22 protein-coding genes, 1 tRNA gene and 1 pseudogene are annotated in these 25,575 nt (G+C 61.3%); 17 read left to right on the top strand and 7 right to left on the bottom strand.

Going from position 1 to position 25,575, the window contains the following annotated elements; genetic code table 11:
• Positions 1 to 27: 27 nt before the first annotated feature.
• From ACMYR2_RS11115 to ACMYR2_RS11105, 3 genes are read left to right on the top strand one after another with little or no spacing between them, the layout of a single operon-like run.
• A complete protein-coding gene (locus ACMYR2_RS11115) occupies positions 28 to 2,388 on the top strand; it encodes a nitric oxide reductase activation protein NorD (protein WP_347264268.1) in 2,361 nt (786 codons plus the stop codon).
• A gap of 43 nt (positions 2,389 to 2,431) precedes the next feature.
• On the top strand, positions 2,432 to 3,034 hold the full coding sequence (locus ACMYR2_RS11110; RefSeq protein ID WP_416192911.1) for a hypothetical protein: 603 nt from the start codon (positions 2,432 to 2,434) through the stop codon (positions 3,032 to 3,034).
• A gap of 5 nt (positions 3,035 to 3,039) precedes the next feature.
• Positions 3,040 to 3,867 (top strand): serine protease, encoded by an 828-nt coding sequence (locus tag ACMYR2_RS11105; protein ID WP_347264267.1) that lies wholly within the window; start codon positions 3,040 to 3,042, stop codon positions 3,865 to 3,867.
• Positions 3,868 to 3,956: 89 nt separating this feature from the next.
• On the opposite strand, the gene ACMYR2_RS11100 is transcribed toward ACMYR2_RS11105, so the two are convergent.
• Positions 3,957 to 4,388, bottom strand: a complete 432-nt coding sequence (locus ACMYR2_RS11100; protein ID WP_347264266.1) for a hypothetical protein — start codon at positions 4,386 to 4,388, stop codon at positions 3,957 to 3,959.
• A gap of 520 nt (positions 4,389 to 4,908) precedes the next feature.
• Between ACMYR2_RS11100 and ACMYR2_RS11095 the strand changes: the two genes are divergently transcribed.
• From ACMYR2_RS11095 to ACMYR2_RS11085, 3 genes are all read left to right on the top strand, one after another.
• Positions 4,909 to 5,355 carry a universal stress protein gene (locus tag ACMYR2_RS11095; RefSeq protein ID WP_347264265.1) on the top strand — a complete coding sequence of 149 codons (447 nt, stop codon included), beginning with the start codon at positions 4,909 to 4,911 and terminating at the stop codon, positions 5,353 to 5,355.
• Positions 5,356 to 5,980: 625 nt separating this feature from the next.
• Entirely contained in the window at positions 5,981 to 6,256 is a 276-nt protein-coding gene (locus ACMYR2_RS11090) for a hypothetical protein (RefSeq protein WP_347264264.1), read from the top strand.
• The gene (locus ACMYR2_RS11085) at positions 6,253 to 6,393 is read left to right on the top strand and encodes a hypothetical protein (RefSeq protein WP_347264263.1); all 141 of its coding nucleotides are present in this window, start codon (positions 6,253 to 6,255) and stop codon (positions 6,391 to 6,393) included. The genes ACMYR2_RS11090 and ACMYR2_RS11085 overlap by 4 nt, the downstream gene beginning before the upstream one ends.
• Here ACMYR2_RS11085 and ACMYR2_RS11080 read toward each other — a convergent pair.
• A complete protein-coding gene (locus ACMYR2_RS11080; protein ID WP_416192910.1) occupies positions 6,390 to 8,027 on the bottom strand; it encodes a ParB/RepB/Spo0J family partition protein in 1,638 nt (545 codons plus the stop codon). The two genes, ACMYR2_RS11085 and ACMYR2_RS11080, sit on opposite strands and share 4 nt — an antisense overlap.
• A gap of 622 nt (positions 8,028 to 8,649) precedes the next feature.
• Between ACMYR2_RS11080 and ACMYR2_RS11075 the strand changes: the two genes are divergently transcribed.
• Both ACMYR2_RS11075 and ACMYR2_RS11070 read left to right on the top strand, forming a co-directional pair.
• Positions 8,650 to 9,785 (top strand): IS3 family transposase gene (locus ACMYR2_RS11075; protein WP_416192834.1). Its coding sequence is split into 2 segments (ribosomal slippage): positions 8,650 to 8,920 and positions 8,920 to 9,785, totalling 1,137 coding nucleotides; the frame shifts between segments, so codons are not numbered across the junction.
• Positions 9,786 to 9,879: 94 nt separating this feature from the next.
• Positions 9,880 to 10,818 (top strand): annotated as a pseudogene (locus ACMYR2_RS11070) (recombinase family protein); the annotation flags it as partial.
• Positions 10,819 to 11,362: 544 nt separating this feature from the next.
• Here the strand turns inward: ACMYR2_RS11070 and ACMYR2_RS11065 are convergent.
• A tRNA-Ser gene (locus ACMYR2_RS11065) sits at positions 11,363 to 11,456 on the bottom strand.
• Positions 11,418 to 11,783, bottom strand: coding sequence for a hypothetical protein (locus ACMYR2_RS11060; protein ID WP_347263986.1), 366 nt, complete (start codon positions 11,781 to 11,783; stop codon positions 11,418 to 11,420). Before ACMYR2_RS11060 ends, ACMYR2_RS11065 begins: the two co-directional genes overlap by 39 nt.
• Positions 11,784 to 12,115: 332 nt before the next feature.
• Between ACMYR2_RS11060 and ACMYR2_RS11055 the strand changes: the two genes are divergently transcribed.
• Positions 12,116 to 13,684: a porin gene (locus ACMYR2_RS11055; RefSeq protein WP_416192909.1), complete on the top strand. Its 1,569-nt coding sequence runs from the start codon at positions 12,116 to 12,118 to the stop codon at positions 13,682 to 13,684.
• A 507-nt stretch (positions 13,685 to 14,191) separates the two neighbouring features.
• Here ACMYR2_RS11055 and ACMYR2_RS11050 read toward each other — a convergent pair.
• Complete coding sequence (locus ACMYR2_RS11050) at positions 14,192 to 16,399, bottom strand: transglycosylase SLT domain-containing protein (protein WP_347263988.1); 2,208 nt, start codon at positions 16,397 to 16,399, stop codon at positions 14,192 to 14,194.
• A gap of 233 nt (positions 16,400 to 16,632) precedes the next feature.
• On the opposite strand from ACMYR2_RS11050, the gene dapA reads away from it, so the two are divergent.
• The 4 genes from dapA (at position 16,633) to ACMYR2_RS11030 (ending at position 19,002) form a co-directional block, all read left to right on the top strand.
• Entirely contained in the window at positions 16,633 to 17,523 is an 891-nt protein-coding gene (gene dapA, locus ACMYR2_RS11045) for a 4-hydroxy-tetrahydrodipicolinate synthase (protein WP_347263989.1), read from the top strand.
• Between the two features lie 180 nt (positions 17,524 to 17,703).
• Positions 17,704 to 18,123: a large conductance mechanosensitive channel protein MscL gene (mscL, locus tag ACMYR2_RS11040; RefSeq protein WP_347263990.1), complete on the top strand. Its 420-nt coding sequence runs from the start codon at positions 17,704 to 17,706 to the stop codon at positions 18,121 to 18,123.
• A gap of 44 nt (positions 18,124 to 18,167) precedes the next feature.
• Positions 18,168 to 18,641, top strand: coding sequence for an SsrA-binding protein SmpB (smpB, locus tag ACMYR2_RS11035; protein ID WP_347263991.1), 474 nt, complete (start codon positions 18,168 to 18,170; stop codon positions 18,639 to 18,641).
• 196 nt (positions 18,642 to 18,837) lie between these two features.
• Positions 18,838 to 19,002: a hypothetical protein gene (locus ACMYR2_RS11030; protein ID WP_347263992.1), complete on the top strand. Its 165-nt coding sequence runs from the start codon at positions 18,838 to 18,840 to the stop codon at positions 19,000 to 19,002.
• Between the two features lie 173 nt (positions 19,003 to 19,175).
• Here the strand turns inward: ACMYR2_RS11030 and ACMYR2_RS11025 are convergent, their stop codons facing one another.
• Together ACMYR2_RS11025 and ACMYR2_RS11020 are read right to left on the bottom strand one after the other, a co-directional pair.
• Positions 19,176 to 19,859 carry a uracil-DNA glycosylase gene (locus tag ACMYR2_RS11025; protein ID WP_347263993.1) on the bottom strand — a complete coding sequence of 228 codons (684 nt, stop codon included), beginning with the start codon at positions 19,857 to 19,859 and terminating at the stop codon, positions 19,176 to 19,178.
• Complete coding sequence (locus ACMYR2_RS11020) at positions 19,837 to 20,454, bottom strand: NYN domain-containing protein (RefSeq protein ID WP_347263994.1); 618 nt, start codon at positions 20,452 to 20,454, stop codon at positions 19,837 to 19,839. Before ACMYR2_RS11020 ends, ACMYR2_RS11025 begins: the two co-directional genes overlap by 23 nt.
• Before the next feature lie 344 nt (positions 20,455 to 20,798).
• Here ACMYR2_RS11020 and rpoZ point away from each other — a divergent pair, with 344 nt between their 5' ends.
• From rpoZ to acpS, 4 genes are all read left to right on the top strand, one after another.
• Entirely contained in the window at positions 20,799 to 21,191 is a 393-nt protein-coding gene (gene rpoZ, locus ACMYR2_RS11015) for a DNA-directed RNA polymerase subunit omega (RefSeq protein WP_011315179.1), read from the top strand.
• A gap of 450 nt (positions 21,192 to 21,641) precedes the next feature.
• Complete coding sequence (locus ACMYR2_RS11010; RefSeq protein ID WP_347263995.1) at positions 21,642 to 23,897, top strand: bifunctional (p)ppGpp synthetase/guanosine-3',5'-bis(diphosphate) 3'-pyrophosphohydrolase; 2,256 nt, start codon at positions 21,642 to 21,644, stop codon at positions 23,895 to 23,897.
• Between the two features lie 374 nt (positions 23,898 to 24,271).
• A complete protein-coding gene (locus ACMYR2_RS11005; protein ID WP_141383718.1) occupies positions 24,272 to 25,042 on the top strand; it encodes a pyridoxine 5'-phosphate synthase in 771 nt (256 codons plus the stop codon).
• Entirely contained in the window at positions 25,039 to 25,458 is a 420-nt protein-coding gene (gene acpS, locus ACMYR2_RS11000; RefSeq protein WP_347263996.1) for a holo-ACP synthase, read from the top strand. The genes ACMYR2_RS11005 and acpS overlap by 4 nt, the downstream gene beginning before the upstream one ends.
• Positions 25,459 to 25,575 lie beyond the last annotated feature (117 nt).

The following is a 25,575-nucleotide window of genomic DNA, read 5'->3' as shown; positions in this document are numbered from 1 at the left end:
CGCCAGGGTAGTCCGAACTTAAACATCATGGCCATCCACCTTCACGAATTCCAGGACCTTCTCGACGAACTGCCCGGCCGCGCGCAGGAGTTGCTGCGCGCCTCCTGGAACGAGGCTGCGCGCGCCATCAGCCCGCGCGGGCTGAGCAACTATCTCAAAGGTGCGGTGGCGCTGCATGAACTGGGTCGCGGCGAGGACCTGGTGGTGAGCTTCATCCAGTCCATGCCGGAGGTCGGGCGCGCCATCGGCGAGGAGGTGCTGCCTGATCTGGTCAACTTCCTACTGGGCATGGCGTCGAAGACCTCGGGGCAGGTTCTGGCGCTGATCGCCAGCACCGCGCCGCTGGCGGCGCACCGCGTGGGTGATGCCGAGCTGTTTCGCCAGTACCTCAATGTGCTGGAGATCATGCTGGCGCAGGCTCCGCGCGGCCTGCGGCCGATGCTGGAGAATCTCGACCGCCTGCTGAGCCAGCTCACTCTGGGCGGCTTGCGCCGCTGGGTGCAATGGGGAGCGCAGGCGTACAAGGCTGATTTCGAAGGGCAGGCGGCCTATTTCGGATTGCAGAGCGCCGACGCCATGGCCGTGCTGCAACAGGAGCGTAAAGGCACGCTGTTCGTCGACATCCAGCGGCGGCTCAACATCTACATGCGCGCGATCTGGGGACGCGATTTCTTTCTGCGCCCGACCGCCGGCGATTTCGAGAGTCGTGAAGGGCTAAAGCCGTACATCGAGCATTACGTCATCCACGTCGCCGACGCCTATGACGACTATAAGCCCGAGGGCGATGCGACCGCGCCCGAGCGGATCGTCAGCGCGCTTGAACTTTACCGCGCGGCCGTCAACCACTGCGCCGCGCATCTTGTCTTCACCCAGACGCCGCTTTCGATGCAGCAACTGTTGCCGGTGCAGATGGCGCTGATCGAGCTGTTCGAGGATGCGCGCGTCGAGGAATTGGCGATCCGCAAATTTCCCGGAATGCGCCAGGCCTGGTTGGCGCTGCATCCGGTGTTCGACTATTCGGCCTCGCCGCAAACGGTGGGGGAGTTGCTCGATCGCCTCGCCCGCGCCTTGCTCGATCCCGATGCAACCGACCCGGATCCGTTCGTGCGCCAGGGCGTGGCCGCGTTTCGCGCGCAGTCCGATCTGGAGAGCAACCAGGTGAGCTGGAATCTGGGCGTGGATCTGTCACACCACCTGTTCGAGCTCGACCTGCCCACCTACAACAAAGTCACCGATGCGCTCAGCGCCGTCTATCGCGACGACAATCGCGCCGTCTGGTTTCTGGAGGAATACGACGAGGCGCAGGTGATGGCCGCCACCTGGGAGACCCGCCAGCAGGTGCGCAAAAAAGTCAACGTGATGGAAATGGTCAACGAGGTCGACGTCGAGTTCGCCGGCGACGATGCGCAGGAGGTATGGGAGCTTCCGACCGAGTTCTATCTCGACCAGGAGAATGTGAGCATCAACTCGCTCGAAGGCCGCCCGCCGGTTTCCGAGCCGTTCCACTATCCGGAGTGGGACTATCAGATCCAGCTTGAGCGTCCGAACTGGGTGACGTTGCTTGAGTATCACCCCGTGATGGGCGAACTGGAGGTGATCGAGGGCATCATCCTTGAGCACAAGCCGGTGATCTCGCGACTCAAATTCCTGATCGAGTCGATGGTGCCGCAGGGTATGCAGCGCATCCGCAACGTGGAGGATGGCGACGAGATCGACATCAACGCCGCGGTGCGCGCGATGATCGACATCCGCATCGGCCAGCAGCACGATCCGCGCATCATGATGCGCTACAAGCGCGCGCTGCGTGATCTGGCGGTGCTGGTGTTGCTGGATATGTCCGAGTCATCCAACGACAAGGTCCGCGGCCACGACTACACGGTGATGGACCTCACGCGCGCCGCAACGGTACTGCTGGCGGGCGCGCTGAACCGCATCGGCGATCCGTTCGCCATTCATGGCTTTTGTTCCGACGGCCGGCACGATGTGCACTACCACCGCTTCAAGGATTTCGATCAGCCGTATGATGACGTGGTCAAGGCGCGGTTGGCGGGGATGAAAGGGCGACTCTCCACCCGCATGGGTGCTGCGCTGCGCCACGCCGCTCATTATCTGGCGTTGCAGCCTAGCAGCAAGCGCGTCATCTTCGTCGTCACCGACGGCGAGCCGGCCGACAACGACGTCACCGATCCGCAATACCTGCGCCACGATACCAAGGTCGCGGTGGAAGAGCTCGGCCGCCAGGGCATTACGGTCTATGCGCTTTCGCTCGATCCCCATGCCGACCAATACGTGTCGCGGATCTTCGGCATGAAGAACTTCACCGTGATCGACAAGGCCGAGCGGCTGCCGGAAAAACTGCCGATGCTCTACATGAGCCTGACGCGGTGAGGGTGGGCCGAGGATGAAGATCACCCTGCGAACCTACGTGTTCATGGACGCGCTGCAGCCGCAGCTCGCGTCCTATATCGCGACGTCCTCGCAGGGCTTCCTGCCTGTGCCGGGCGATGCCTGCATGTGGATCGAAGTCGCTCCCGGCATGGCGGTGCATAACCTCTCTGATATCGCTTTGAAGAAGACCAATGTGCGCATGGGCGAGCAGGTCGTCGAGCGTGCCTTCGGCTCGATGGAGCTTCACTTCCGCAACCAGAGCGAGGTGCTCGCCGCCGGCGAACTGATCCTCAGGCAGCTCAACACGACGATGGATTCTCGGCTGCGCTGTAAGATTGCGTGGAACGAGATTATCCGCGCCATCACGCCCGACCACGCCACGCTGATCAACCGCCAATTGCGGAAGGGCTCGATGATCCTGCCCGGCAAAAGCATGTTCATCCTGGAGGTCGAGCCGGCGGGCTATATCATGTATGCCGCCAATGAGGCCGAGAAGGCCGCGCACATTACCCTGGTGGACGTCAAAGCCTTCGGTTCTTTCGGCCGCCTGACCATGATGGGCAATGAAGCCGAGGCCGAGGAGGCGCAACGCGCGGCGGTGGCCGCGATCGAGCGCCTGAACCAACGCGCTATGGCGCACGCGTGAGCTCCATGGAAATCGACTCGATAGCAAAGAAGCTGCTGTTCTCAACCGTGCGGGTGGACACCGAACTCGAGGACGGCAGCGCCGGCTCCGGCACGGCCTTCATCCTCAGCCACGCTCACGCGAAGGGCAATACGCCGTTCATCGTCACCAACCGGCATCTGGTCGAGGGCGTTCGCCGCGGCGGCCTGGTGTTCACTCAGACGAGCGAAGGCAGGCCGGCATTCGGCCAGCGTTTTCAGCTCAACATCGACGACTTCCCCGCGGCGTGGTTTCTCCATCCCGATCCCGCGGTCGACCTCGCCATCGTGCCGCTGCGGCCGCTCGAGCGTGCGGCGCGCGATCTTGGCGTGCAACTGTACTACCACGCGATCGACAGCCAGCGCATTCCCGATGCGGCCGCGGTGCGAGGCTTCGACGCGCTCGAGGAAGTGCTGTTCGTCGGCTATCCCAGCGGGGTGTGGGATCAGGTCAACCTCATGCCCATCCTGCGCCGCGGCACCACCGCCACGCCGCTGGAGCTTGACTTCGAGGGACGCAAGCAATTCCTGATCGACGCCGCGGTGTATCCCGGATCGAGCGGCAGCCCGGTATTCGTGGTGCGCGACGATCCGCTGCGCCCGCGCGGCGATGCGGCGCGCACGATATGGTTTGCCGGCGTGGTGGCGGAGGTCTTCTTCCGCGAGGAGGCCAACCAGCTCGTGCCCGGGCCGGTGCCGGCGCAGAACGACAACCGCTTCATCGGCTCGGAAATGATCGACCTCGGTCTGGTGATCAAGTCCGAATCCGTGCGCGAGCTCATCGACGCGTATGTGCGCCAATGGCTGTCTGACTGAATCGCTGTCTGACTGAATCAAAGACTCGCGGCGGGCGGCGGGATCCTGAAACAGATTTTATAGGCCGAGGCCGTTTCGGGGCGCCGCTTTCAGATGGTCGAGTAAGAGTCTCCCAGGATGATATCGTCCCAGGATAAACCTAGCTCGACCCGCTTGGCTTCCGCTTTCTTCGCGGCCGCCAGAATCTCACCGTCCTGAGATGATCCCAGCATTCCAAGAATCTTCGAGATCAGTTTCAATCGTTCGTTTCTCTGCTGCACCGGCGACGCGGGTTGTTGTCTGTACCTGTGGCTTCGAGCTTCCCTTTGTCGCGACGCGAGAGCCCATCTTCCATCGAGACGGATGACCTTGCCCACGGCTTCCAAGGTTCGAAGTGCGCGGTGAACCGATGCAATCATCGATCTGCTTCGCACGCCGCCGTTGACGATGTGAGCGAGGTCGAGTGTCGAGAGAGTGATGATCAGTTTGTCCGATAACGCGTCGAGCACCGCGCGTTGAATCGCACCAAAGCCCCGGGACATATAAAATCTCCACTGCCGAGCAACCTAAACGCTATGTCATGCAACGCTTAAATCAAGGAGCAAGTGTGGAAATCTGGATCGTCGCAGCGTAGGGCGATCACGTTTCTGCGTTCTCCCCATGCGGGTATGCTCGCCCGGGCCTGCTCGCCAAAGACCGCTCGACCGCAGCGAGGCAAGCGCCAGCCAGTAGCACCGCCTGGCTGCGCGGATAAACGGGGCTGCCAGCCTAGGGTATTAGAACCGACAGCCCCCTTAGCCGGCGACACTGATGATGCCCGGCCACCAGAGCATATCCGAGGAGAAGCTATGTGAGTTATCGTCATTTTGGCGACGCTGCTTTGCGCTGCCAGCTTGGCTGCGCAAGCCGACGTGAGGCCGCGTCACCCCTTGCCCCCGGGCCCGGGCCTTCACCGCGTCATGGCCGAAGGGTGAGGTTCAATTCACGTAGCAGAGACTTCTTGTTGAGATGAGAAGTGATGGTTATGATTGTTCCGGATTTTTGAGGCTGAGGGGTCTCGCTATGCACAGTCATATTCTCATTCCCACTGACGGCTCCGAGCTGGCACAGAAAGGTGTCGACTATGGTCTGTCGCTGGCCGACGGATACGGCGGCAAGGTTACAATCATCACTGTGACGGAGCAGCCTCCCGTTCCCTCTATTGGCGAAAGCGAATGGGGTAAGGTTGGTATTGATCAGGATCGGCATGAAGATGCCGGCGCGCGGCATGCAAAAGCTATCCTTTCGGCAGCCAAAGCGATGGCGGAAGAAATGGGATTGACCGTCGAGACATTCCATACCCAGAACGTCTCGCCGGCCGCAGCTATCGTCGATGTGGCGAAGAAGAACGGTTGCAGCCTGATCGTCATGGCCTCTCATCGGCGCCGCGGGATCAAGAGTGTCCTTTTAGGCAGTCAAACCGCCGAAGTTCTTGCAACCGCGTCTATCCCCGTTCTTGTGGTCCCCTGATCAGCCCGGCATAGCCTTCGAATGTGCTCGGGTGGCGTCTTGCTTGCGGATTCCTCGCCAATGCTCCTGATGGACCCGTCGGGCGTCCTAATCAGGTCCTGGAAAAGGCGGACCAGTTCATTCCAGCCACCACTTATTCGACAAGGCCAAGTCTTCGATAAGGTGCCAGCGTCTGATACGCTCAGGCGTCAGGGACGCATAGAACCTCTCCCACGCGTCCTTGAACTCTCGCCTGGCGGCATCCATGCTGTCGGCGCTCCCGTTGCACCACGGCGGAATCGGGAGAGGCGGGTTGACGTGCCACTCCCATACCGTTCCCTGCGAAGACCGCTCGCTGGCTAACTTGAGGAATGGAATACCCTCTTAAAGTCTGAAAGTGCAAGGATTTTCGATCCGCCAAGGTCAGCGGTCGGCCCGACACGCCGGGGGCCATCCCCATGAGGCTGGAACAGGGCGCGACCGGCATCGTGACCGACTTCAGACGGGGCGGCGGCGGGAAAGCGCAAGCGACGGACAGACGCGCCGACAAAGCCCCTGACGATCCGTTTAAGCGACGAAGAACGGGACCTGCTGGCCCGCGAAGCCGGAAAGCTGTCCTTGTCCGCGCATATCCGCCGGAAGCTGCTTGGCGACTCCATATCGCCCCCGGCGTGGGAAAAGGCCGTCGCGCAAGCTGCCCGCCCCGAAGATAGACCATGTCGCTCTCGGCAAGGCTCTGGCGCAGCTTGGCCGCTCCGAACTTTCCAGAAGGCTTGATGAACTCGCAACGGCGGCGGTCATGGGCGCGCTGCCGCTCGGCCCCGAACTGATTCAGGAGCTTTATGCCGCCTGCGCCCATATCCGGGCGATGCGGGACGCGCTCATGGAATCCTTGGGCGTCCAGCGGGGTTTCGAAAAATGATCCTCGTCGGCAACCAGCGCGGCGGAGCCAAGGATTTGGCCCTGCACCTGCTCAAGGAAGAAAATGACCATGTGGAGGTTCACGAGCTTCATGGCTTTGCCGCGCGCGACCTGCGCGGAGCATTTAATGAAGCCTAGTCCCGCGCCGGGAACGCCATGTAGCGGGGAAGCCAGTCTTTGACCCTCGCTTCGCGCGTCCCTCTCAGACACTCCATAACGATCTTCTCTCGTACCTTGGCGGTGGCCGGTATGTTGGCGTCCGCCGTGATGTCTCCCGAGACTTCACGCACCATGGCGTTGATAGCGGGCTTGTCGCGCAGGAGGCCGAAGAATGTCTCGCCGGGCGTCCACCAGTTCCGCATGTCGGTTGAGAACAGTCCGCCGAGCGTATCGACGATCCCGTGATGCGCTCCCAGCGTCTCTGCCATGGCATAGGCAAGAATACGCAGGACGGTTGCGTCCTCCATCTGCATGAGCGCAGCGAAGAGTTCACCGAACGAACGCGGAGAGTAGAACGACTGATCGACCAGCGGGCCGCCATCCTCAATGCCGAGAAGGGCAAGCACGGCTTTGCGTTCCTCCCCGAATGCGGCTTGCGCTTTCGATGCCGCCACCTCCGCCCTGATCTCTGGCGTATTGGCGCGTTGTCCCTCCGGCTTGATCTGCCACAAGGCGGAACCCGCGATCATATGGGCCACGGCAAGACGCAGGGCAGCGGCAGGGTGCGAGAGCAGTTCCACGCGCACGGCGGCGTGGCGGTGCAGGCCGAGATAGTTGTCCATGGCGGCGGTGCGCTCGGCGCGGGCGGGCTTGCAGCCTTGCTCGCCGCGTTCCCCTGCGGCCTTACGCTTGCGAGCCTCCTTTACCGAAAGATAGCCCTCATGGAATGCGGCCTCGCCGTCATGCGTGATGGACACGAAGACCTTGCCGCCATTCTTCTTGGGCGTTTTTTCGTGCTCCCATGCGGCGAAGCGTTTGCCCCTGTCCAGAATGACGATTTCCGCCCATCCCTTGCCGAGATAAGCGTCCCGCTTCGCGGCGATGGCGTTATCCTGCATCTGCCAGAAGATATCTGCGTCCGCGAAATACTGCTCGTTCCCGAACAGGTCGGATATGATAATACCCTTGTATTCCGTCACGTCGAACAGGGCATTTCCCACCGGAACATGCGCTCCGCCGAACAGCCAGTTCTTCAACGAGCGGCCTGTCGGCGCGTATTCATCCTCGCTCCTAAACAATTTCCACCATGCCTTTTGCTGGCGCGGTGTCGCCATGGTGAGGATGCGCAAGGTATCGGCGTTGATATCCTCGCGGCGGTCGGCATTCAGGATAGGGTCGATGATGGCTGCGATGGCAAGACGCTGTTGTACCAGCCGCCCGGTGACGCCGAACCGCGCCGCGATTTCCTCCACGGACAAACCTTCGCCGCGCAGGGCTTCGAACGCCTTAAACTGGTCGATCTCGTCCATGGGAAGGCGGGCGATATTTTCGACAAGGGATGCTTCGATGGCCGTTGCATCGTCGCCGTCCTCCATGATGATGACGGGGATGGGGCCTGTAACGCCATCCTCCGCCAGAATGGACGCGGCGCGAAAGCGGCGCTGCCCTGCGACGATTTCGAATCCTTCGCAGTTGGGACGGACGAGAAGGGGTTGCAGGATGCCCAGTCTCCGGATCGAGGGCAGGAGGTCGTCAACGTTGCCCGCATTTTTCTTGCGGACGTTGAGGTCTGAGAGTTTCAGTTGCTCAAGAGGCAGATGGTCGAGTTTCATGATGGTCTTCGCTTTCTTCTAAGGTTGATCCGGCGAAGCTTCTCAAAAGGGAAAGCCGCGCCTGAACCCTTGGCCAGCGCCGAGCGACCATGAAAAGCCCGCCGGGAGGCGGGTCATGGGCGGCGGACCGAAAGAGCGGGGCTCCAAAGCGCCATCGCCGCTTGCGGCGACTTGGTTTCCGACAACACGGGAGACTGCGGCGCTTGCAGCGCAGTCGAATGGAGCGGGCCGGAGGAACTGGCGCTATTGGGCAAGCCCTGCTCGTCGGTGCAAGCTGGAAAAGGGGTCCAGCGCGCGGAGGCGTGCGCAACACAAAGTGGCGATCGGGATTAGACGCCGCCGCATTATTTCCTGTCAGGGATCGCCACCCGGATGGGCCGAAACCGCACTGGCGGGTTCGGTGGAGGCGGCAGCAAAGGAGCCGCCGGAATAGAGCCCGGCGCACTACGGTGCGGACAGCCTCATATAGATGACGTGAAAGATCGCCGCCGGATCAGCGCCGCACGGTGCTATTGTGGACACAATCGTCGAGGCAACATGGCGAAGACTTGGCGACTGAGGTGGTGCCGGTTTCTGAGACAGGGGCATAAGGTGGATCGCCCGATGAAAAGGACGATCCGGTATGAAGACACGCAGACGATTTACGGCTGAGTTCAAGGCCAAGGTTGCGCTTGAGGCGATCCGTGGCGAGCGGACGATTTCGGAACTGGCGACAAAGCACCAGCTTCATCCGAACCAGATTACGCAGTGGAAACGGCAGGCCATCGAGAACCTGGCCAAGACGTTCGACGACAAGGCTGCTGATGCGCAGGTCGGCCGGGAAGCCGAGGTGACCAAGCTGCACGCCAAGATTGGCCAGCTTGTCGTTGAGCGGGATTTTTTGGCCAAGGCCTTCGATCGCTGAGCCTGGATCGGAGGAGAATGATGATTGACCCCGATCACAACCGGCTCTCGATCCGCCGCCAGTGCGAACTGGTCTCGATCTCGCGGGCGTCGTTCTACCGACAGCCCGCCGGCGAGACGCCCGAGAACCTCGAACTGATGCGCACCATCGACGAGGCCTTCATGGAGACGCCCTGGTATGGCTCCCGGCAGATGGCCCGGCATCTGCGGCGTCAGGGCTGGTGCGTGGGTCGCAAGCGGGTCCGGCGGCTGATGCGCAAGATCGGTCTGTCGCCGATCTACCAGGCGCCGAGAACCAGCGAGCCGCATCCGCAGCATCGCATCTATCCCTACCTGCTGCGGCACCTGGCGATCGAGCGGCCGGATCACGTTTGGTGTGCCGATGTGACCTATATCCCGATGCGGCGCGGCTTCCTTTACCTCGTGGCCATCATGGACTGGTTCAGCCGCAAGGTCCTGGCCTGGCGGTTGTCGAACACGATGGATGCCGACTTCTGTGTTGCCGCTCTCGAAGAGGCGATCGCCTGCCATGGCAGGCCCGACATCTTCAACACCGACCAAGGCTCGCAGTTCACTAGCTTCGCCTTCACGACGACGCTGAAGGATGCCGGCATCCGCATCTCCATGGACGGGCGCGGCCGCTGGATGGACAACGTCTTCATCGAACGACTGTGGCGCAGCCTCAAATATGAGTGCGTCTTCCTCAGCACATTCGAAACGGGAAGCCAAGCCCGCTGCGGCATCGGCTCCTGGATAGACTATTACAACCGGCGACGCCCGCACTCGACCTTCGCCGGCAGGACGCCCGACGAAGTCCATGCTATGGCGGAAATGACGGAGCAATTGGCGGCGTAGAAACGAACCCGATCCACCTTAGCCAGGCCGCCAAACTGTCTCACCAAGCGGGTCCACCTCAGAGCCCCCACTGAAGGCCATCATCTATTGCCGCGTGTCCAGCGTGGCGCAGACCAAGAAAGGCGACGGTCTGCAAAGTCAGGAGACGCGCTGCCGGGAATATGCGGGATTTAAGAACTATCAAGTGGTCAAGGTTGTCTACGACCGCGCCGTCTCGGGAAAATTACTCAACCGTCCTGGCATCAAGGAAGTGCTGCAATTCCTCAAGCGCAAGAAGCGCGCGGATCAATATGTCGTTGTGTTCGACGATATCAGCCGTCTTGCACGCGATATCCGCACGCACATGGATTTGCGCGATGCGATCTATGCAACGGGCGCTCAGATGGATTGCCCCACACTGGAATTCCGGCAGGATTCCGATGGGCTTTATTTCGAGGGGATGCAGGCGCTCAACGCGCAGCACTACCGGCTGAAGAATGCCGAGCAGACCAAGGCACGGATGCGCGCCCGCGCCATGGGTGGCTATTGGCCGTTCCATGCGGTGCCGGGCTACAAGTTCGACAAGATTGTCGGACACGGCAATCTGCTGGTGCGCGATGAACCGATGGCCTCGGTCATGCAGGAAGCCCTCGAAGGCTTTGCAAGCGGTTACCTTGCCTCGCAGGCCGAAGTGAAGCGCTTTCTGGAATCGCGGCCAGAATTCATGGCGGGACGGAAACGCCGCGAACTGCGCTACGAAGATGTTTATCGTTTCCTGACCCGTCCTCACTACGCCGGATACATTGAAATCCCGGCATGGGACGTGACCCTGCGCAAGGGCCACCACGAAGGACTGATAAGTCTTGAGCAATATGAGCGGATTCAGGAACGCATCCAGGGCAATGCAAGAGTGATGGTGCGAACGAACAGCGGCACCGACTTCATCCTACGGGGCGCGCTTGCCTGCGCCGATTGCGGAAAGTCGATGACCTCTTGCTGGTCCACGAGCAAAACCGGCAAGAAGCATCCGTATTATTTCTGCTTCACCAAGGGCTGCGAGAGCTGCCGAAAGTCGATTCCGCGGGGCAAGATCGAAACAGAATTCGAGGCATTGCTGACGCGAATGACACCGAGCACCGAGACGTTTCAACTCGTCCGCGCCATGTTCAAGCACGCTTGGGATACGCGCTTGTCGCAAGCCAAGGAAATCGCGGCTGCGCTGAAATCCGAGGTCGCCCGCCTCGACCGCCAGATTGAACAGCTTCTCGATCTCGTGGTGAACACGCAGAGCGCATCCACGATCAGCGCCTATGAGCGCAGGATCGCCAAGCTGGAAAAGGAAAAGCAGGTGGCCTCAGAAAAGCTGAGCCAGAAGCCCGGCCCGAAACGCACCTTCGATGAAATGTTCGAACTCGCTTGCGAGTTTCTGTCAAGTCCTTGGAATATATGGAAGAACCATAACGAAACCGCCAAGAAAATGGTACTGAAACTGGCCTTTGCCGAGCGTCTGGAATATAGCCGGAATTCGGGATTTCGAACCCCAAAAACCACCTTACCATTCAAGGTCTTAAACGGTTTCTGCGTTGGTGAAAGCAGAATGGCGGAGCCGGAGGGATTCGAACCCTCGATAGGGCTTTACAACCCTATAACGGTTTAGCAAACCGCCGCCTTCAGCCACTCGGCCACAGCTCCGTTGATGACCGATATGCCTGACACGGTCGCCAGCCGCAAGCACCGGATCTCGAAATAAGGCGTCGTATAGGGAATCCCCGGGCGTTTGTGACGCGGATCGGTGGCCAGCGGCGGCAAGTTCGGTCTGTTCCTGCATTTGCGGGCGTCGCGGAACAGATCTTCCGCATTGCAACGCCAACTCTTCAATATCGGATTCTCCGCAACTTCCGCTGCCGTCTGAATATGGCGGGCTGCCTTAGGCGTGATGATTCGCGGGGTTTGAAGCGTGGAGACTGACGGCGGGCTCATATGGTCCCTAGCGTTCGGGGCCAGTTCGGGGCGGTTCAAGCCTGCGTCGTAGGAGAATTTGCTCTGCTGCGACCATTTGCGCGTGCCATTTGTGCAACATGCGGCGAAAATCGTTAGACGTATTCCATTCGGCAGCTTCCTTCGTTTGCGTGTGCAGGTCGGTTCGGTAATTCTGACCTTGCGACGGAGGGGGGCATCCCAAAGTCGTTCCGTTTTTAGAAGCTGCGCCCGTTCGCATCCCGCTCCCATTGAGCGGGGATCTTAATAAGCGCGAACGCGGGCGGTTGGTCCGGGACCGAGGGAACGTTTCTTCGAGTGTTGCGCTCAGCGGATCCGAACCCGCTCTGACAGAGCAACTTGGAGGTTTGACGATGAATGATTTGATGAAGGGCCTTTTCCTCGGCTCGGCGGCGGGGTTGGTCGTCATAAGCGGGGCTCAGGCTGCTGATCTTCCGTTGAAAGCGAAAGCGGTCGAGTACGTGAAGGTCTGCTCCATGTATGGCGCGGGCTTCTATTATATTCCCGGCACCGACACCTGCATCAAGCTCGGCGGCTATGCGCGCGTCGACTTCGGCGTTAACACGAACGCGCCGCTTTTCTTCGGCAACACCGCCACTCAGGCCGGTGCGCAGAACCGTTATTCCAATGCCTTCACCTGGCGCTCGCGCGCGGATTTGACCATCGACACCCGTACCGCGACGGATTACGGCGTGGTTCGCACCTATTTCGATGGAGGTTTCACCTGGACTTCGGGCGGCTACGGAGGCGTGCGCGTCGGAGGAACTGCGTATGACGCGTCTCCGGCTGGGGCGAGCGGCAATGGCGCCGTCGTCGGCGGCCAGCTTGGCGTGTACTTCTCCTTCATCCAGTTCGCCGGCTTCACGATGGGTAAAGCGGTCTCTCAGTTCACCGCTCCCTGGGGAAATTACCCCGGCATGAACATCTCCGACGCACTCGTGGGCGGCGGCGGCGCGTTCTCCGGCGTGAACCAGCTCACCTACACTGCGGAATTCGGCAACGGCGTATCAGCCGCGATCAGCGCGCAGGACCCGAGCGCGTATTATCAGGCCGGCATTTTCAATCTCGGGGTCGCGTCGCCGGGCAGAGCACCCATATGGACTGGCGTCCCGCCGTTCTTCGGTCCTGTCTTCCTCCCCCCGGTCATGCTCGGCTACGGCCTCAGCGCCTATGGCGGAACCACCATGCCGGATTTCGTCGGCCAAGTCCGCGTCGATCAGGCCTGGGGCCTGGTCCAGGCGTCAGTCGCGGCGCATCATAACAACCCCGCCTACTACGGGGGCGTTGAAACCACCGGCGGTCCCGCAAACAAGTGGGGTTGGGCCGGCCAGCTCGCTCTGACGATCAGGAACCTTCCGACGGGTCCGGGTGACGTGATCAACATCTCGGGCGTCTATACCCACGGCGCGACCCGCTACAACATCCAGGATATGACCGCTCAGGCAGGCGGCAGTACGATCTATTCCGGCACGGACAGCATCGGCTTCGGCTTTGCGCCCGATTCCGTTTATGCGCCCAACGGAGATCTTCAGCTGGTCACGACCTGGGGCATGCGCGGCGGCTACGTCCACAACTGGAATCAGCACTGGAGCAGCTCGATATTCGGCGCCTACGCATCGATCAGGTATACCGACGGGGCCAAGGCCTATATGTGCGGCGTATCAATTCCCTTTGCCCTTCTTGGGGGTCTCACCACCTGCAATCCGGATTACAACATCGCGCAGGTCGGTGCGAACGTTCGCTGGACGCCGGTCAAAAATCTGACGTTCACGACGGAAGCGGCTTACAGCATCTTGGATCAGAAGTTTGCCGGCGTCGCGAACGTTCCTAACAACTGGGCTGTCGGCAAGCCGGAAGGCAACTATACAGTGAAGGACCAGGACATGTGGTCCGTCATGTTCCGCGCTCAGCGCACCTGGTAAAATATAGCGTCTGACGGCAAACACACGTCTCCGGCGGGAAATCGCCGGAGGCATGATGTCACGGTGAGCGACGTCTGCGCTCAGTGCGCGGGTGTCGCATTTGCCGCCGAGCGAGGCAGGAGCGGGGACTGCCTTCCGTAGAAGAGAGACGTTCCGTCGCTTTCTTTAGGGTTTTGAGCGAACGGGTTTCCCATCCCGGATCAAGCCCGAGGATAGGTTTGGCTCGAAAACGCCCTTAGAGCATCGGACCCGAAAGTGGGCACCGGTTTCGGGATAAATCCGATGCTCAATCAATTAACTGGAGCGGCGGCGCTGATTCCATTTGACCGGCGGCCGCTCTAGAGCTTTTCCGCTTCTGATAGAATCAGAATCTGGCTCTATGATTTTATTTCGTCGCGTTTTCTTCACGCGAACCGGTGTCCATCCTCGGGTCAAGCCCGAAGACATGCTTCGCTCGAAAACGCTATGGGTGCAGCCCGCCCGAGGCGCTATCCGCCGTTGCCCGCGTTACTGGATCGAGCCTCGATGCAGGTCGGCCTCGATCTGCAGCTTCGAGCCGCCACCGAAGCGGGCGCGGTAGACCTGCAAATTCTCCATGATCCGCTGCACATAGTTGCGTGTTTCCGAGAACGGGATCAGTTCGACCCAGTCCACCGCATCAACTCCCGGATCTCGCGGATCACCGTAACGCGCGATCCATTTTCTGACGCTGCCGCGCCCGGCATTGTAGGCGGCGAAGGTCAGGATATAGGAGCCGCGATAGTCGTCGAGCAGGCCGCCGAGTTCCGCCGCGCCGAGGGCGGCGTTATAGGCGGGCTCGGTCTTCAGGCGGCGAAGGTCGAAACTGGCGCCGTATTTCTTGCAAACGTATCGTCCGGCATCCGGCGTCACCTGCATCAGCCCATAGGCGTTGGCCGGTGACACCACCGACGGATTGAACGCGCTTTCCTGTCGGGCGATCGCGTAAATGATGCTGCGCTCCACATCCGGTCCAATTGATCTGAACGGCGGAATGCCGCTGACCGGATAGGCGTAGAAATCGAATGGCAGTCCGCGGTTCAACGCGGCCTTGCCGGCGAGCAGCATTCCCCTCGCGTCGCCATGGCGCGCGGCGAGTTCGCCAAGTCCCAATACCGCATCGGGGTCGCCGTTCGCGCCCATATCGGCAAGGATCGGAATCGCCATGTCGCCTTTGCCGAGAGCGTAGAGAAGCTGCGTTGCGCGTACGATTTCGAGCCGCTCGATTCCGCGTGATCGGCTGCCTGGAACGTTGCGCAGTTCGATTTGCGGCAGCCCGAGCTTGGCGCGTGCGAGTTGGCCATAATAGCTGGTGGACTGCTCCGCAGCGGCGGCATAGGCGCGACGAGCCTCCTGCGACCGGCCTGCCGCTTCGGCTGCGCGGCCCTGCCAGTAGCCAGCCCGCGCGAGCGCCGTCGGATTGACGCTGCCGACGCCGATGCGCGCAAAATGCCGGGCGGCCGTGTTGGGATCGTTCAAGAAGCGAAGAGCGATCCAGCCGGCGGTAAACTCCTGTTCGGTCTTGTAGATATCGCGCGCGGGGAGTGTCGCGTCGCGGGCGATGAGATAAGCGGTGCGGTATTGTCCGACGTCAATCATCTTGCGCGCGAGCAGCCGCCGCTCGATCCACCATTGATCGACATTATAAAGCCGGTTGGGATCCCGGGGCGCGCTCTGCATCAGCCGCGCGGCTTCCGCGAACTTCTCTTCGCGGCGCAGGAGCTGGACGTAGGCCAGGACATAGCCGGGATCGCGGTGAAGCTCGCTCGGCACTCTTTCAAGCAGCGCGCGCAGGCTGGACGATCTGCGGTCGGCAGCAATCCGCGCCTTGGCAAGGGCCTCGTGCGATTTCCCGAGCCGCTGGGCCGCGCGCATTCCGGCATCGCGGTCCTCGCCGTAAAGCATGAAATCCATGCGCGCTTTGTGGTCGCTCGGCGTGATCAGCGCCCCGAACATCTCCAGCGCTTTCCCCTCGACCGCTGCCGACATCGTATCGGTCCGCCAGGCCTCGCGGACCAGCTGCTCGGCGCGGGCGCGGTCTCCGCGCGCGAGCAGCGCGCTTGCGAGAGCGAATCGTCCCTTGGCCGATTGCGGCCGTTCGTTTTCGAACCAGGCCAGCACGGCGGCGGTGTCGCGATGGTCGTCCCACAGCGCAGCTTCCGCGCGACGGCGCAGGAATGTCTGGGAGGGCCAACTCGGATTGGCGTCGATGAAGGCGCGATAGCGCTCGGTCGGCGCGCCGTTATCGTTGCTGCGCAGGATAAGCCACTCGGCCAGCTTGCGAGCCACCGGGTCCGTCATGCCAGCCTGGACCTGCGTCGCCTCGGACGACCGCTGCCTGCGGGTCAGGTCGATGATCGTGTCGAGCGCGGCGAGATCAGTGCGCGGGGTCGATGATGTCGCCGCCATTGCGGCTTTCGGGACGGGTTTGCGAGCCGATGGCGCGGGAAGCGTGGCGTGCCGGCGGGTGGCGGGCTGGATCACCGGAGCCGCGGTGGCTTTGTCCTTGTGAGGGGTGACGGCTTTGCCATGGCCGGGAGCGGGCTTGGGAACGGCGTTGCCTGAGGGGCGCGACTTCGGCGCGGGAACCTTGGCGGTTTTCTCCGCCTGGGCGCTTCCGGCCCATAGCGCGGCCGCCACGAGGCTCGCCCCTAAAGCCGCCGTTCGTAGCTTTGATGCGCGGGCAGGCAATGTCACGGCAAATCCCTTTTCAGTGAATTGAGCGAACCCCTAAAATCTGATGACTATTTCATTGAATGTGTGGACAAAATACTAAAACCACCGACATCGGGCTCTTATGTCGCGACAACGGCGAAATCGCGGCCGTTGCTTTAGGTCGCGGACCTTTCGGAGCAGCGTCAGACTCGATATGACTGATGTAACATCAAAATCGGCAAACGGCGAAGCCGCGCAACGTGTTGGAGCGGACTATGGCAAGCAGGGCGAAGTTCCAGGGGTCATACACAGCCCTGGTGACGCCATTCAAGAACGGCTCCGTCGACGAGGCCGCTTTTCGCAGTCTGGTGAGTTGGCAGATCGGCGAGGGAGTCCACGGGCTGGTTCCGGTCGGCACGACCGGCGAAAGTCCGACGCTCAGCCACGATGAACACCGCAAGGTCGTGGAATGGTGCATCGAGGAGGCTGCGGGCCGGGTGCCGGTGATCGCGGGGGCGGGCTCGAATTCGACCCGCGAGGCGGTCGATCTGGCCTTGCATGCCGAGAAGGCCGGCGCTGATGCGGTGCTGGTGGTGACGCCATATTACAACAAGCCGACCCAGGAAGGCTTGTACCAGCACTTCAAGACGGTGAACGACGCGATCGGGATTCCCATCATCATCTACAACATTCCGTCGCGCTCGGTCGTCGATCTGTCCGTGGAGACGATGGCGAGGCTGTTCGAACTGAAGAACATCGCCGGCCTCAAGGACGCCACGGCCAATCTGGCGCGGGTCTCCTTGCAGCGCCGCGCGATGGGTCCCGACTTCATCCAGTTGTCCGGTGAAGACATGACGGCGCTCGCTTTCATGGCGGCGGGCGGACATGGCTGCATCTCCGTCGTCGCGAACGTCGCGCCGAAATTATGCGCGAGCCTGATGTCGGCTGTCCTGAAGGGCGACTATGCCACCGGGCTCGAAATTCAGGATCGCCTGGTGCCGCTGCATGACGCTGTTTTCAAGGAACCTGGCCTCGCCGGAGCAAAGCATGCGCTCAAGCTGCTCGGCCGGATCGACGAAGTCGTGCGGCTGCCGCTGATGCCGGTGACCCCGCCGACCGGAAAGCTCATCCGTGAGGCCATGGTCCATGCCGGTTTGATAAACTGACTCGAGACCGGAGCCTTTCCGCCTGATGGAAACAGAAGCGGGGCTCCCGGATTTTCATGTGACGCGTTTTCTTTACGAACCGGATTATTCATCCCCCGGCTCAAGCCGGGAAACATGCTTCGTTCGAAAACTATAACTGCCGCCGCGCGCGCGTCGGTGAAATGCTGTCGGAGATTGGCGATGTGGAAGGAATTTCGTGAGTTCGCGATGAAGGGGAATGTCGTCGACCTCGCTGTCGGCGTCATCATCGGTGCGGCCTTCGGAGGCATCGTTTCCTCGATGGTGGCCGACATCATCATGCCGATCGTCGGCGCTGTTACCGGCGGTCTCGATTTCTCGAATTACTTCCTGCCGCTTTCTGAATCCGTCAACGCCTCGAATCTCTCCGACGCCAAGAAGCAGGGCGCGGTGCTGGCATGGGGCAACTTCCTGACGCTGACGTTGAACTTCCTGATCGTCGCCTTTGTGCTATTCATGGTCATCAAGGGCATGAACAGGCTGAAGCGCAAGGACGAGGCGGCATCCGCAGCGCCGCCGAAGCCCACTCGCGAGGAAGAGTTGCTGACCGAAATTCGCGACCTCCTGAAAGCGAAAGTATAGGGCGGCGACGCCCGCCAAAGATCACGCCTGGAGGTTTCAGGGATATGGCCGGCAAAGGCGAGCGCGCCATCAAGGTCGTCGCGGAGAATCGCAAGGCGCGGTTCAACTATGCGATCGAGGATACCGTCGAGGCCGGCATCGCGCTGACCGGTACGGAGGTCAAGTCGATCCGCAACGGCAAGACCACGATCGCCGAGTCCTATGCCGATTCCAAGAACGGCGAAATCTGGCTTATCAATTCCAACATCCCCGAATATCTGCAAGCCAACCGCTTCAATCACGAGCCGAAGCGGCCGCGCAAGCTGTTGCTGCACAGAAAGCAGATCAACAAGCTGATGGGCGCGGTCGATCGTGAAGGCATGACGCTGATTCCGCTCAAACTCTATTTCAACGAGCAGGGCCGGGCCAAGTTGCTGCTGGCGATCGCGAAGGGCAAGAAACTGCACGACAAGCGCGAGAGCGAGAAAAAGCGCGACTGGGGCCGGGAAAAAGGCCGGTTGCTGCGGGCGAGGGGATAGAGCCGCAAGACCTGACCGCCGCGGAGCCGGTCGTTAAACTTTGAACGATCAGTTTAACGCAATTTCAGGGTTGAGGTGATCTGCTCCCGGTATGCGCGTCAAACAGAAACGTGCCATTCGGCGGATGCGTCGCCGGCATCAGCGAGCATGGCTTGTACTCGACCAGGTCGATGGCCGATCCAGGTCGGAGTGCGAGGTGATGGACATCTCCAGCGATGGCGCGCGCCTGGTGATCGCCTCGGGCGTGAGCGTGCCGAAGCGTTTCGGGGTCGCGCTGGTGCCGAACTCGGCGCCGAAGGAATGCGAGCGCGTCTGGCGAAACGGCGAGATGATGGGGATCCGCTTCACGGAGCCGGGATAGGGATGTATCAGAAGTGGGGCTCTCTATAGCGTTTTCGAGCGAAGTGGATACCGGTTCGCGTGAAGAAAACGCGTCAAATCAATATCATAGAGCCTCGATTCTGATTCAATCACAAGCGAAAGGGTTCTAGCGTTTCCGAGCGAGGTGGGTACCGGTTCGCCATGGCCCGCACCTCAGCGATGGGTCAGATCGGCGCGCACTTTTGCGAAGACGCTCTCGAACATCTCGGGCGTCAGGACACGCGTGTTGGTATTGTAGCGGGAGCAGTGATAGCTGTCATAGAGCGTGACCGCGCCGATATGATGCACCGCGCCGTGAGCGAAGGGTGCAGCCGCGGCGCGGACGCCCAGCGCCTTCACCGCGGAATCGTGCGCGACACGGCCGAGCGCGACAACCGCCCGCAATCGGGGCATGGCCGCAAGCGTGGCGCTAAGGAATGCGCGGCAGGTATTGATCTCGGCCGGTAGAGGCTTGTTCTGCGGGGGCACGCAACGCACCGCGTTGCTGATGCGGCAATCGATCAGTTTGAGTCCGTCGTCAGGGCGGGCCTGGTAGCGTCCGGCGGCAAAGCCGTATTTGAGAAGCGTCGCGTAGAGCAGGTCGCCGGCGTAGTCGCCGGTGAAGGGGCGCCCGGTGCGGTTGGCGCCTTGCACCCCCGGCGCCAGGCCGACGATCAGCAGGGCCGCGTCGGGGCCGCCGAAAGACGGCACGGGCGCGTTGAACCAGTCCGGCTCGCGCGTCCGAACCGCGAGGCGATAGTCGACCAGCCGCGGACACAGCGGACAATCGTGGCCCGGCTCCGAACCGGCGGGCGCCGCGCCGGATCGGTGCGTTTCAGTCCTCAAAGTCGTCGTCATCGCTCCGGGGCGCTGCGGCGGTGGCGCGCTGCAGGAACTGCGGTGCGTGGTGACGTGACTGGCGTTCAGCCGGGTCGCGCCCGAGCTTCGGCTGCAATTCGACGAGATCGGTGAAAACGTCTGCCTGACGGCGCAGCTCGTCCGCGATCATCGGCGGCTGGCTTGCGATGGTGGAAACAACGGTCACGCGAACGCCGCGGCGCTGCACCGCTTCGACGAGGGAGCGGAAATCGCCGTCGCCCGAAAACAGCACGATCTGGTCGACGTGCTCGGCCAGCTCCATCGCGTCGACCGCAAGTTCGATATCCATGTTTCCCTTGACCTTGCGGCGGCCGCTGGCGTCGATGAATTCCTTGGTGGCTTTGGTGACCACCGTGTAGCCGTTGTAGTCGAGCCAGTCGATCAGCGGCCTTATCGAGGAGTATTCCTGATCCTCGATGATCGCCGTGTAATAGAAAGCGCGGACGAGGGTGCCCCTGGACTGAAATTCCTTCAGGAGGCGCTTGTAGTCGATGTCAAAGCCGAGCGTCTTGGCTGTTGCGTAAAGATTGGCGCCATCGATAAAAAGCGCGATCTTGTTGGAGGCAGATGGCATCGAGCGTTCTCGTGATCGTTGTGCGCGCTATTGGTGCGGCTGAAGCCCAGCCTCACGGTTCAATGATGCAAATCGCGTCTCGCGAATCAGATTGAAGAAGACAATAGGCGCAATGAGGTTGAGGCAAGGGCAGCGTTGAGGACACAATGGAGAAGCAATGAAGCGAATTCTTGTCCGATCGGGGACTCTGTTCCGCTTCTCCGGACGCCGGCCTTCTGGCTCCGGTAACGGGTATCAGAGACAGGCCGTCACGCCAAATGTTAAATTCCCTGTTGCGAAACCCTCAAACGCTCTATACCTAGCGCGTATATTCACCAGTTTCAGCCTCAACGGAGCGACAGGCGATGGCGCGCGTCACCGTAGAAGATTGCATCGATAAGGTCGACAACCGGTTTGACCTGGTTCTTTTAGCCGCACATCGCGCGCGGATGATTTCGTCGGGTTCGCAGCTGACGATTGACCGCGATAACGACAAGAATCCCGTCGTTGCGCTCCGCGAGATCGCCGAGCAGACCATCTCCCCGGAGGATATGCGCGAGGAGCTGGTTCATTCCTTGCAGAAGTTTGTCGAGGTCGACGAGCCCGAGTCCGACACCGTGCCCTTGATCGGTTCGGCCGGGGCGAGCGTTGATGCGGACGATACCGAGGTCGCGGTCGAGCGCATGACCGAGGAAGAACTGCTGAAGGGCCTGGAGGGGCTGGCGCCTCCCGAGGAACAGCCCGAAGAGGATGAATGATCGGCCCCTCACCGACAGGAGGTCTGTAGCGTTTTCGAGCGACGTGGATACCGGTTCGCGCAACGAAAACGCGTTGAAATAAGATTATAGAGCCTGTTTTCTGATTTCATCGGAAGCGAGGCTCTAAGCCCGGGCCCTGGTCCGGGTTTTTGCGTTCAGGCAAATGAGTTGATCGCCGCACCGGCTGCGCGAGTATGCATCCGGCTTCGAAATGATACTGGCGCGCCTGAACGTCGAACTCGGCTTTCGGCCGGGACAATCCGGAGTCTTTCCGTTTCCGACAGAATCAGAAGCGGGGCGATGATTTTTGACGCGTTTTCGTTGCGCGAACCGGTATCCACGTCGCTCGAAAACGCTATAGGATAGATATAGATACTGGGGGTGAAGGGCGGTTTCCGCGCGATGAAGACACTCGGTTCTATGACAGGCTGGCCTCGCAGAAGGCGGCAGATGGAGGCCGCGACCGACCCGGTCGTGACGGCGCCGACGCCGGCTGCCCCTGCCAAGCCGCCGCGCCCGCGCATGATGCGTCAATACGACCTGGTCGAACGCGTGCGCTCGTACAATCCCGACACTAACGAGGATATCCTCAACCAGGCGTACGTCTACGCCATGAAAGCTCATGGCGAACAGATACGGGCGTCGGGCGATCCGTATTTCTCCCATCCGCTCGAGGTGGCGGCCATCCTGACCGGCCTCAAGCTCGACGACGCCACTATCGTCGCGGCGCTGCTGCACGACACCATTGAGGACACCGAGGCCACCCGCGCCGAGATCGACAACATGTTCGGGTCCGAGATCGGCGCGCTGGTCGAGGGCCTGACCAAGCTGAAACGGCTGGAACTGGTCTCGCGCGAGGCCAAGCAGGCCGAAAACCTGCGCAAGCTGCTGCTGGCGATTGCCGATGACGTCCGCGTGCTGCTGATCAAGCTGGCGGATCGGCTGCACAACATGCGCACGCTCGAGTTCGTGCCGCCGGCGTCGCGTCAGCGCATCGCCGAGGAAACCCTCGACATCTACGCGCCGCTCGCCGGCCGCATGGGCATGCAGGAAATGCGCGAGGAGCTTGAGGATCTGGCGTTCCAGACCCTCGATCCGGAAGCCCACGGCGTGGTGGCGCAGCGGCTCGATGCGCTGGCCGAGCGTAACCGCAACCTGATCGGTGAGATCGAGAGCCAGCTCACAACCAGTCTTGTCAACAAGGGCATCGCAGCGCGCGTAGCCGGCCGTCGCAAGCAGCCATTCTCGATCTGGACCAAGATGGAACGGAAGTCGGTCGGTTTCGAGCAGCTTTCCGACATTTTCGGATTTCGCGTCGTGGTGCCCGATGTCGAAGCTTGCTATCGCGCCCTCGGGGTGGTCCACATGACGTGGCCGGTCGTGCCGGGCCGTTTCAAGGATTATATCTCGACGCCGAAGCAGAACGACTATCGCTCGATCCACACCACGGTGATCGGACCGGGCAATCAGCGCGTGGAATTGCAGCTTCGCACCGAGGAGATGGATCGCATCGCCGAGCATGGCATCGCCGCCCATGCCTTTTACAAGGACGGCGCGGGCTCGCCGACCGAACTGCTCAATCGGGAGTCCAATGCGTTCGCCTGGCTGCGTCATACCATCGAAATGCTGTCTGAAAGCGCCAATCCGGAGGAGTTCCTCGAACACACCAAGCTCGAACTGTTTCACGATCAGGTCTTCTGCTTCACCCCGAAGGGGAAGCTGATCGCGCTGCCGCGGCACGCCAATGTCATCGACTTCGCTTATGCCGTGCATACCGACGTCGGCAACAGCACGGTAGGCTGCAAGATCAACGGCAAGTTTGCGCCGCTGTCGTCGCGATTGCAAAATGGTGACGAGGTCGAGGTTCTGACGTCGGCGGCCCAGTCCGCGCCGCCATCCGCCTGGGAATCGCTTGCGATCACCGGCAAGGCGAGGGTGGCGATCCGGCGCGCCACGCGAGCCGCTGTGCGCGGTCAGTATGTCAGCCTTGGCCGGCGGATCGTTGAGCGCCTGTTCATCCGCGCGAAGATCGAATACGCCGACGACAAGCTCACCGGCGCGTTGCCCCGGCTGGCGCGGGCCACGATCGAGGATGTCATGGCTTCGGTAGGGCGGGGCGAGATGCGCGCCGCCGATGTCGCGCGCGCGATGTACCCGGACTACAAGGAGGAGCGGGTTGGCGGCCCGGGCGTCAAGAAGAGCCTGACGGCGAAACTCAAACTGAAAACGCCGCTGGATCCCGCCCGCAGCCCGTCGGTGATTCCGATAGGCGGCATCAATCCGGACTTGCCGGTCAAGTTCGCGCCCAATGGCGGCGCGGTGCCGGGCGACCGTATCGTCGGCATCGTCACTCCCGGTGAGGGCATCACGATCTATCCGATTCAATCGCCGGCGTTGACGGATTTCGAGGAAGAGCCTGAGCGCTGGCTCGACGTTCGTTGGGATGTCGATGACACGACGCCGCAGCGATTCCCCGCGCGCATCGTGCTGGATAGCCTCAACGAACCCGGCAGCCTTGCACAGGTCGCGACCGTGATCGCCGAGCACGACGGTAATATCGACAATATCAGCATGACCAGGCATTCGCCCGACTTCACCGAAATGACGATCGATCTCGAGGTTTATGACCTCAAGCATCTCAGCGCCATCATCGCCCAGTTGCGCGCCAAGGACGTCGTGGCGCGGGTCGAGCGGGTCAACGGTTAACTGGAGTTCGCTGCCGATTCAATCAGACGCAGAAACGCTCTTGAGCATTATCGCTTCTGATTGAATTAGAAGCGAAGCTCTATGATATTGATTTGACGCGTTTTCTTAACGCGAACCGGATTCCACTTCGCTCGAAAACGCTCTGGATGCTATGAAAGGGCGTCGCAATCGATCGTCTTAACCCCACATCCGGTTCTTCATTCGAGAGAGCACGTTCTTTAGAGCATCGGACCTGAAAGTGGGAACCGGTTTCGGGATAAATCCGATGCTCAATCAACTAACTAGAGCGGCGGCGCTGATTCCATTTGACCAGCCGCCGCTCTAACGTCGCGATGCTGAGCTCCCGCGATGCGGAGCAGATCAAGAGTCATTCGATGTCCAGTTCTCAATCCCTACGCCTCGGAGTCAACGTCGATCACGTCGCCACCATCCGCAACGCGCGCGGCGGCGATCGGCCGGATGTGGTGCGAATAGCGCTTGCTGCGATCGCGGCCGGCGCCGACGGCATCACCGCGCATTTGCGCGAGGATCGCCGCCATATTCGCGATTCCGACATGGCGCGGCTCAAGGCCGAGATCGGAAAGCCTCTGAATTTCGAGATGGCGGCGACGGCGGAGATGCAGGGGATCGCGCTGGCCACCCAGCCGCACGCCGTCTGTCTGGTCCCCGAGCGGCGCGAGGAACTGACCACTGAAGGCGGTCTCGACGCGGCTGGCCAATACAATGCGCTGGCGCCTTTCATCGCGAAACTGAACGACGCCGGCATCCGGGTCTCGCTGTTCATCGCCGCCGATCCCAGGCAAATCGAGGCGGCGGCGAAACTGCGCGCGCCCGTGATCGAGATTCATACCGGCGGCTGGTGCGATGCTGTCGTCGAGGGTGACAGCGGAAAGGCGGATGCGGAGTGGCGCCGCATTGTCGAAGGCGCCGCATTGGCCAGGTCGGCGGGCCTCGAGGTTCATGCGGGCCATGGCCTCGATTACGCGACGGCGGAGACGATCGCGGCGCTGCCCGAGATCACCGAACTGAATATCGGATACTTTATGATGGGTGAGGCGCTGCTCGTCGGCATCGCCGAGACGGTCCGCACCATGCGAGCGGCCATGGATCGCGGACGCGCGACACTGAAGACGCGGACGGCATGATCATTGGCATCGGCTCCGACCTGATCGATATCCGCCGGGTAGCGAAAGTCATCGAGCGTCACGGGGACCGGTTTCTCAACCGGGTCTTCACGGACGTCGAGCGGGCGAAGGCGGAGCGTCGCGCCACCAATGAGAAAATGGTGGTCTCAACCTATGCGAAGCGGTTCGCCGCGAAAGAAGCGTGCGCCAAGGCGCTCGGGACCGGAATCCGTCAGGGCGTATGGTGGCGGGACATGGGCGTCGTCAATCTTCAGGCCGGGCAACCCTCCATGATGCTCACGGGCGGGGCGCTGAAGCGGCTGCAACTGCTCACGCCTCCCGGCCTTGAGGTCCGCATTGACGTAAGCCTTACGGATGACTGGCCGCTGGCGCAGGCTTTCGTCATAATTTCGGCCGCCGCACCGGGCAGACCTTGATCCGGTTCCGGACAGCTTAAACTAAAATATGTTATTTATCAGATGGTTATATGATTTTTGCGACACGGTTGATTGCGTGGCCGCCAACAACCGTCTAAAATGCCGCAGGGTATCTTG

The organism is Nitrobacter sp. TKz-YC01, assembly GCF_047824785.1.
Classification (GTDB): Bacteria; Pseudomonadota; Alphaproteobacteria; order Rhizobiales; family Xanthobacteraceae; genus Nitrobacter.
This window is presented reverse-complemented; position numbering and strand designations above follow the sequence as displayed.

Bases quoted from the DNA above. Each gene is read 5' to 3' on its own strand.
- ACMYR2_RS11115 (WP_347264268.1), top strand. From the start codon at position 28: ATGGCCATCCACCTTCACGAATTCCAGGACCTTCTCGACGAACTGCCC.
- ACMYR2_RS11110 (WP_416192911.1), top strand. From the start codon at position 2,432: ATGGACGCGCTGCAGCCGCAGCTCGCGTCCTATATCGCGACGTCCTCG.
- ACMYR2_RS11105 (WP_347264267.1), top strand. From the start codon at position 3,040: ATGGAAATCGACTCGATAGCAAAGAAGCTGCTGTTCTCAACCGTGCGG.
- ACMYR2_RS11100 (WP_347264266.1), bottom strand. From the start codon at position 4,388: ATGTCCCGGGGCTTTGGTGCGATTCAACGCGCGGTGCTCGACGCGTTA.
- ACMYR2_RS11095 (WP_347264265.1), top strand. From the start codon at position 4,909: ATGCACAGTCATATTCTCATTCCCACTGACGGCTCCGAGCTGGCACAG.
- ACMYR2_RS11085 (WP_347264263.1), top strand. From the start codon at position 6,253: ATGATCCTCGTCGGCAACCAGCGCGGCGGAGCCAAGGATTTGGCCCTG.
- ACMYR2_RS11080 (WP_416192910.1), bottom strand. From the start codon at position 8,027: ATGAAACTCGACCATCTGCCTCTTGAGCAACTGAAACTCTCAGACCTC.
- ACMYR2_RS11055 (WP_416192909.1), top strand. From the start codon at position 12,116: ATGAATGATTTGATGAAGGGCCTTTTCCTCGGCTCGGCGGCGGGGTTG.
- dapA (WP_347263989.1), top strand. From the start codon at position 16,633: ATGGCAAGCAGGGCGAAGTTCCAGGGGTCATACACAGCCCTGGTGACG.
- mscL (WP_347263990.1), top strand. From the start codon at position 17,704: ATGTGGAAGGAATTTCGTGAGTTCGCGATGAAGGGGAATGTCGTCGAC.
- smpB (WP_347263991.1), top strand. From the start codon at position 18,168: ATGGCCGGCAAAGGCGAGCGCGCCATCAAGGTCGTCGCGGAGAATCGC.
- ACMYR2_RS11025 (WP_347263993.1), bottom strand. From the start codon at position 19,859: ATGACGACGACTTTGAGGACTGAAACGCACCGATCCGGCGCGGCGCCC.
- ACMYR2_RS11020 (WP_347263994.1), bottom strand. From the start codon at position 20,454: ATGCCATCTGCCTCCAACAAGATCGCGCTTTTTATCGATGGCGCCAAT.
- rpoZ (WP_011315179.1), top strand. From the start codon at position 20,799: ATGGCGCGCGTCACCGTAGAAGATTGCATCGATAAGGTCGACAACCGG.
- ACMYR2_RS11010 (WP_347263995.1), top strand. From the start codon at position 21,642: ATGGAGGCCGCGACCGACCCGGTCGTGACGGCGCCGACGCCGGCTGCC.
- ACMYR2_RS11005 (WP_141383718.1), top strand. From the start codon at position 24,272: ATGTCCAGTTCTCAATCCCTACGCCTCGGAGTCAACGTCGATCACGTC.
- acpS (WP_347263996.1), top strand. From the start codon at position 25,039: ATGATCATTGGCATCGGCTCCGACCTGATCGATATCCGCCGGGTAGCG.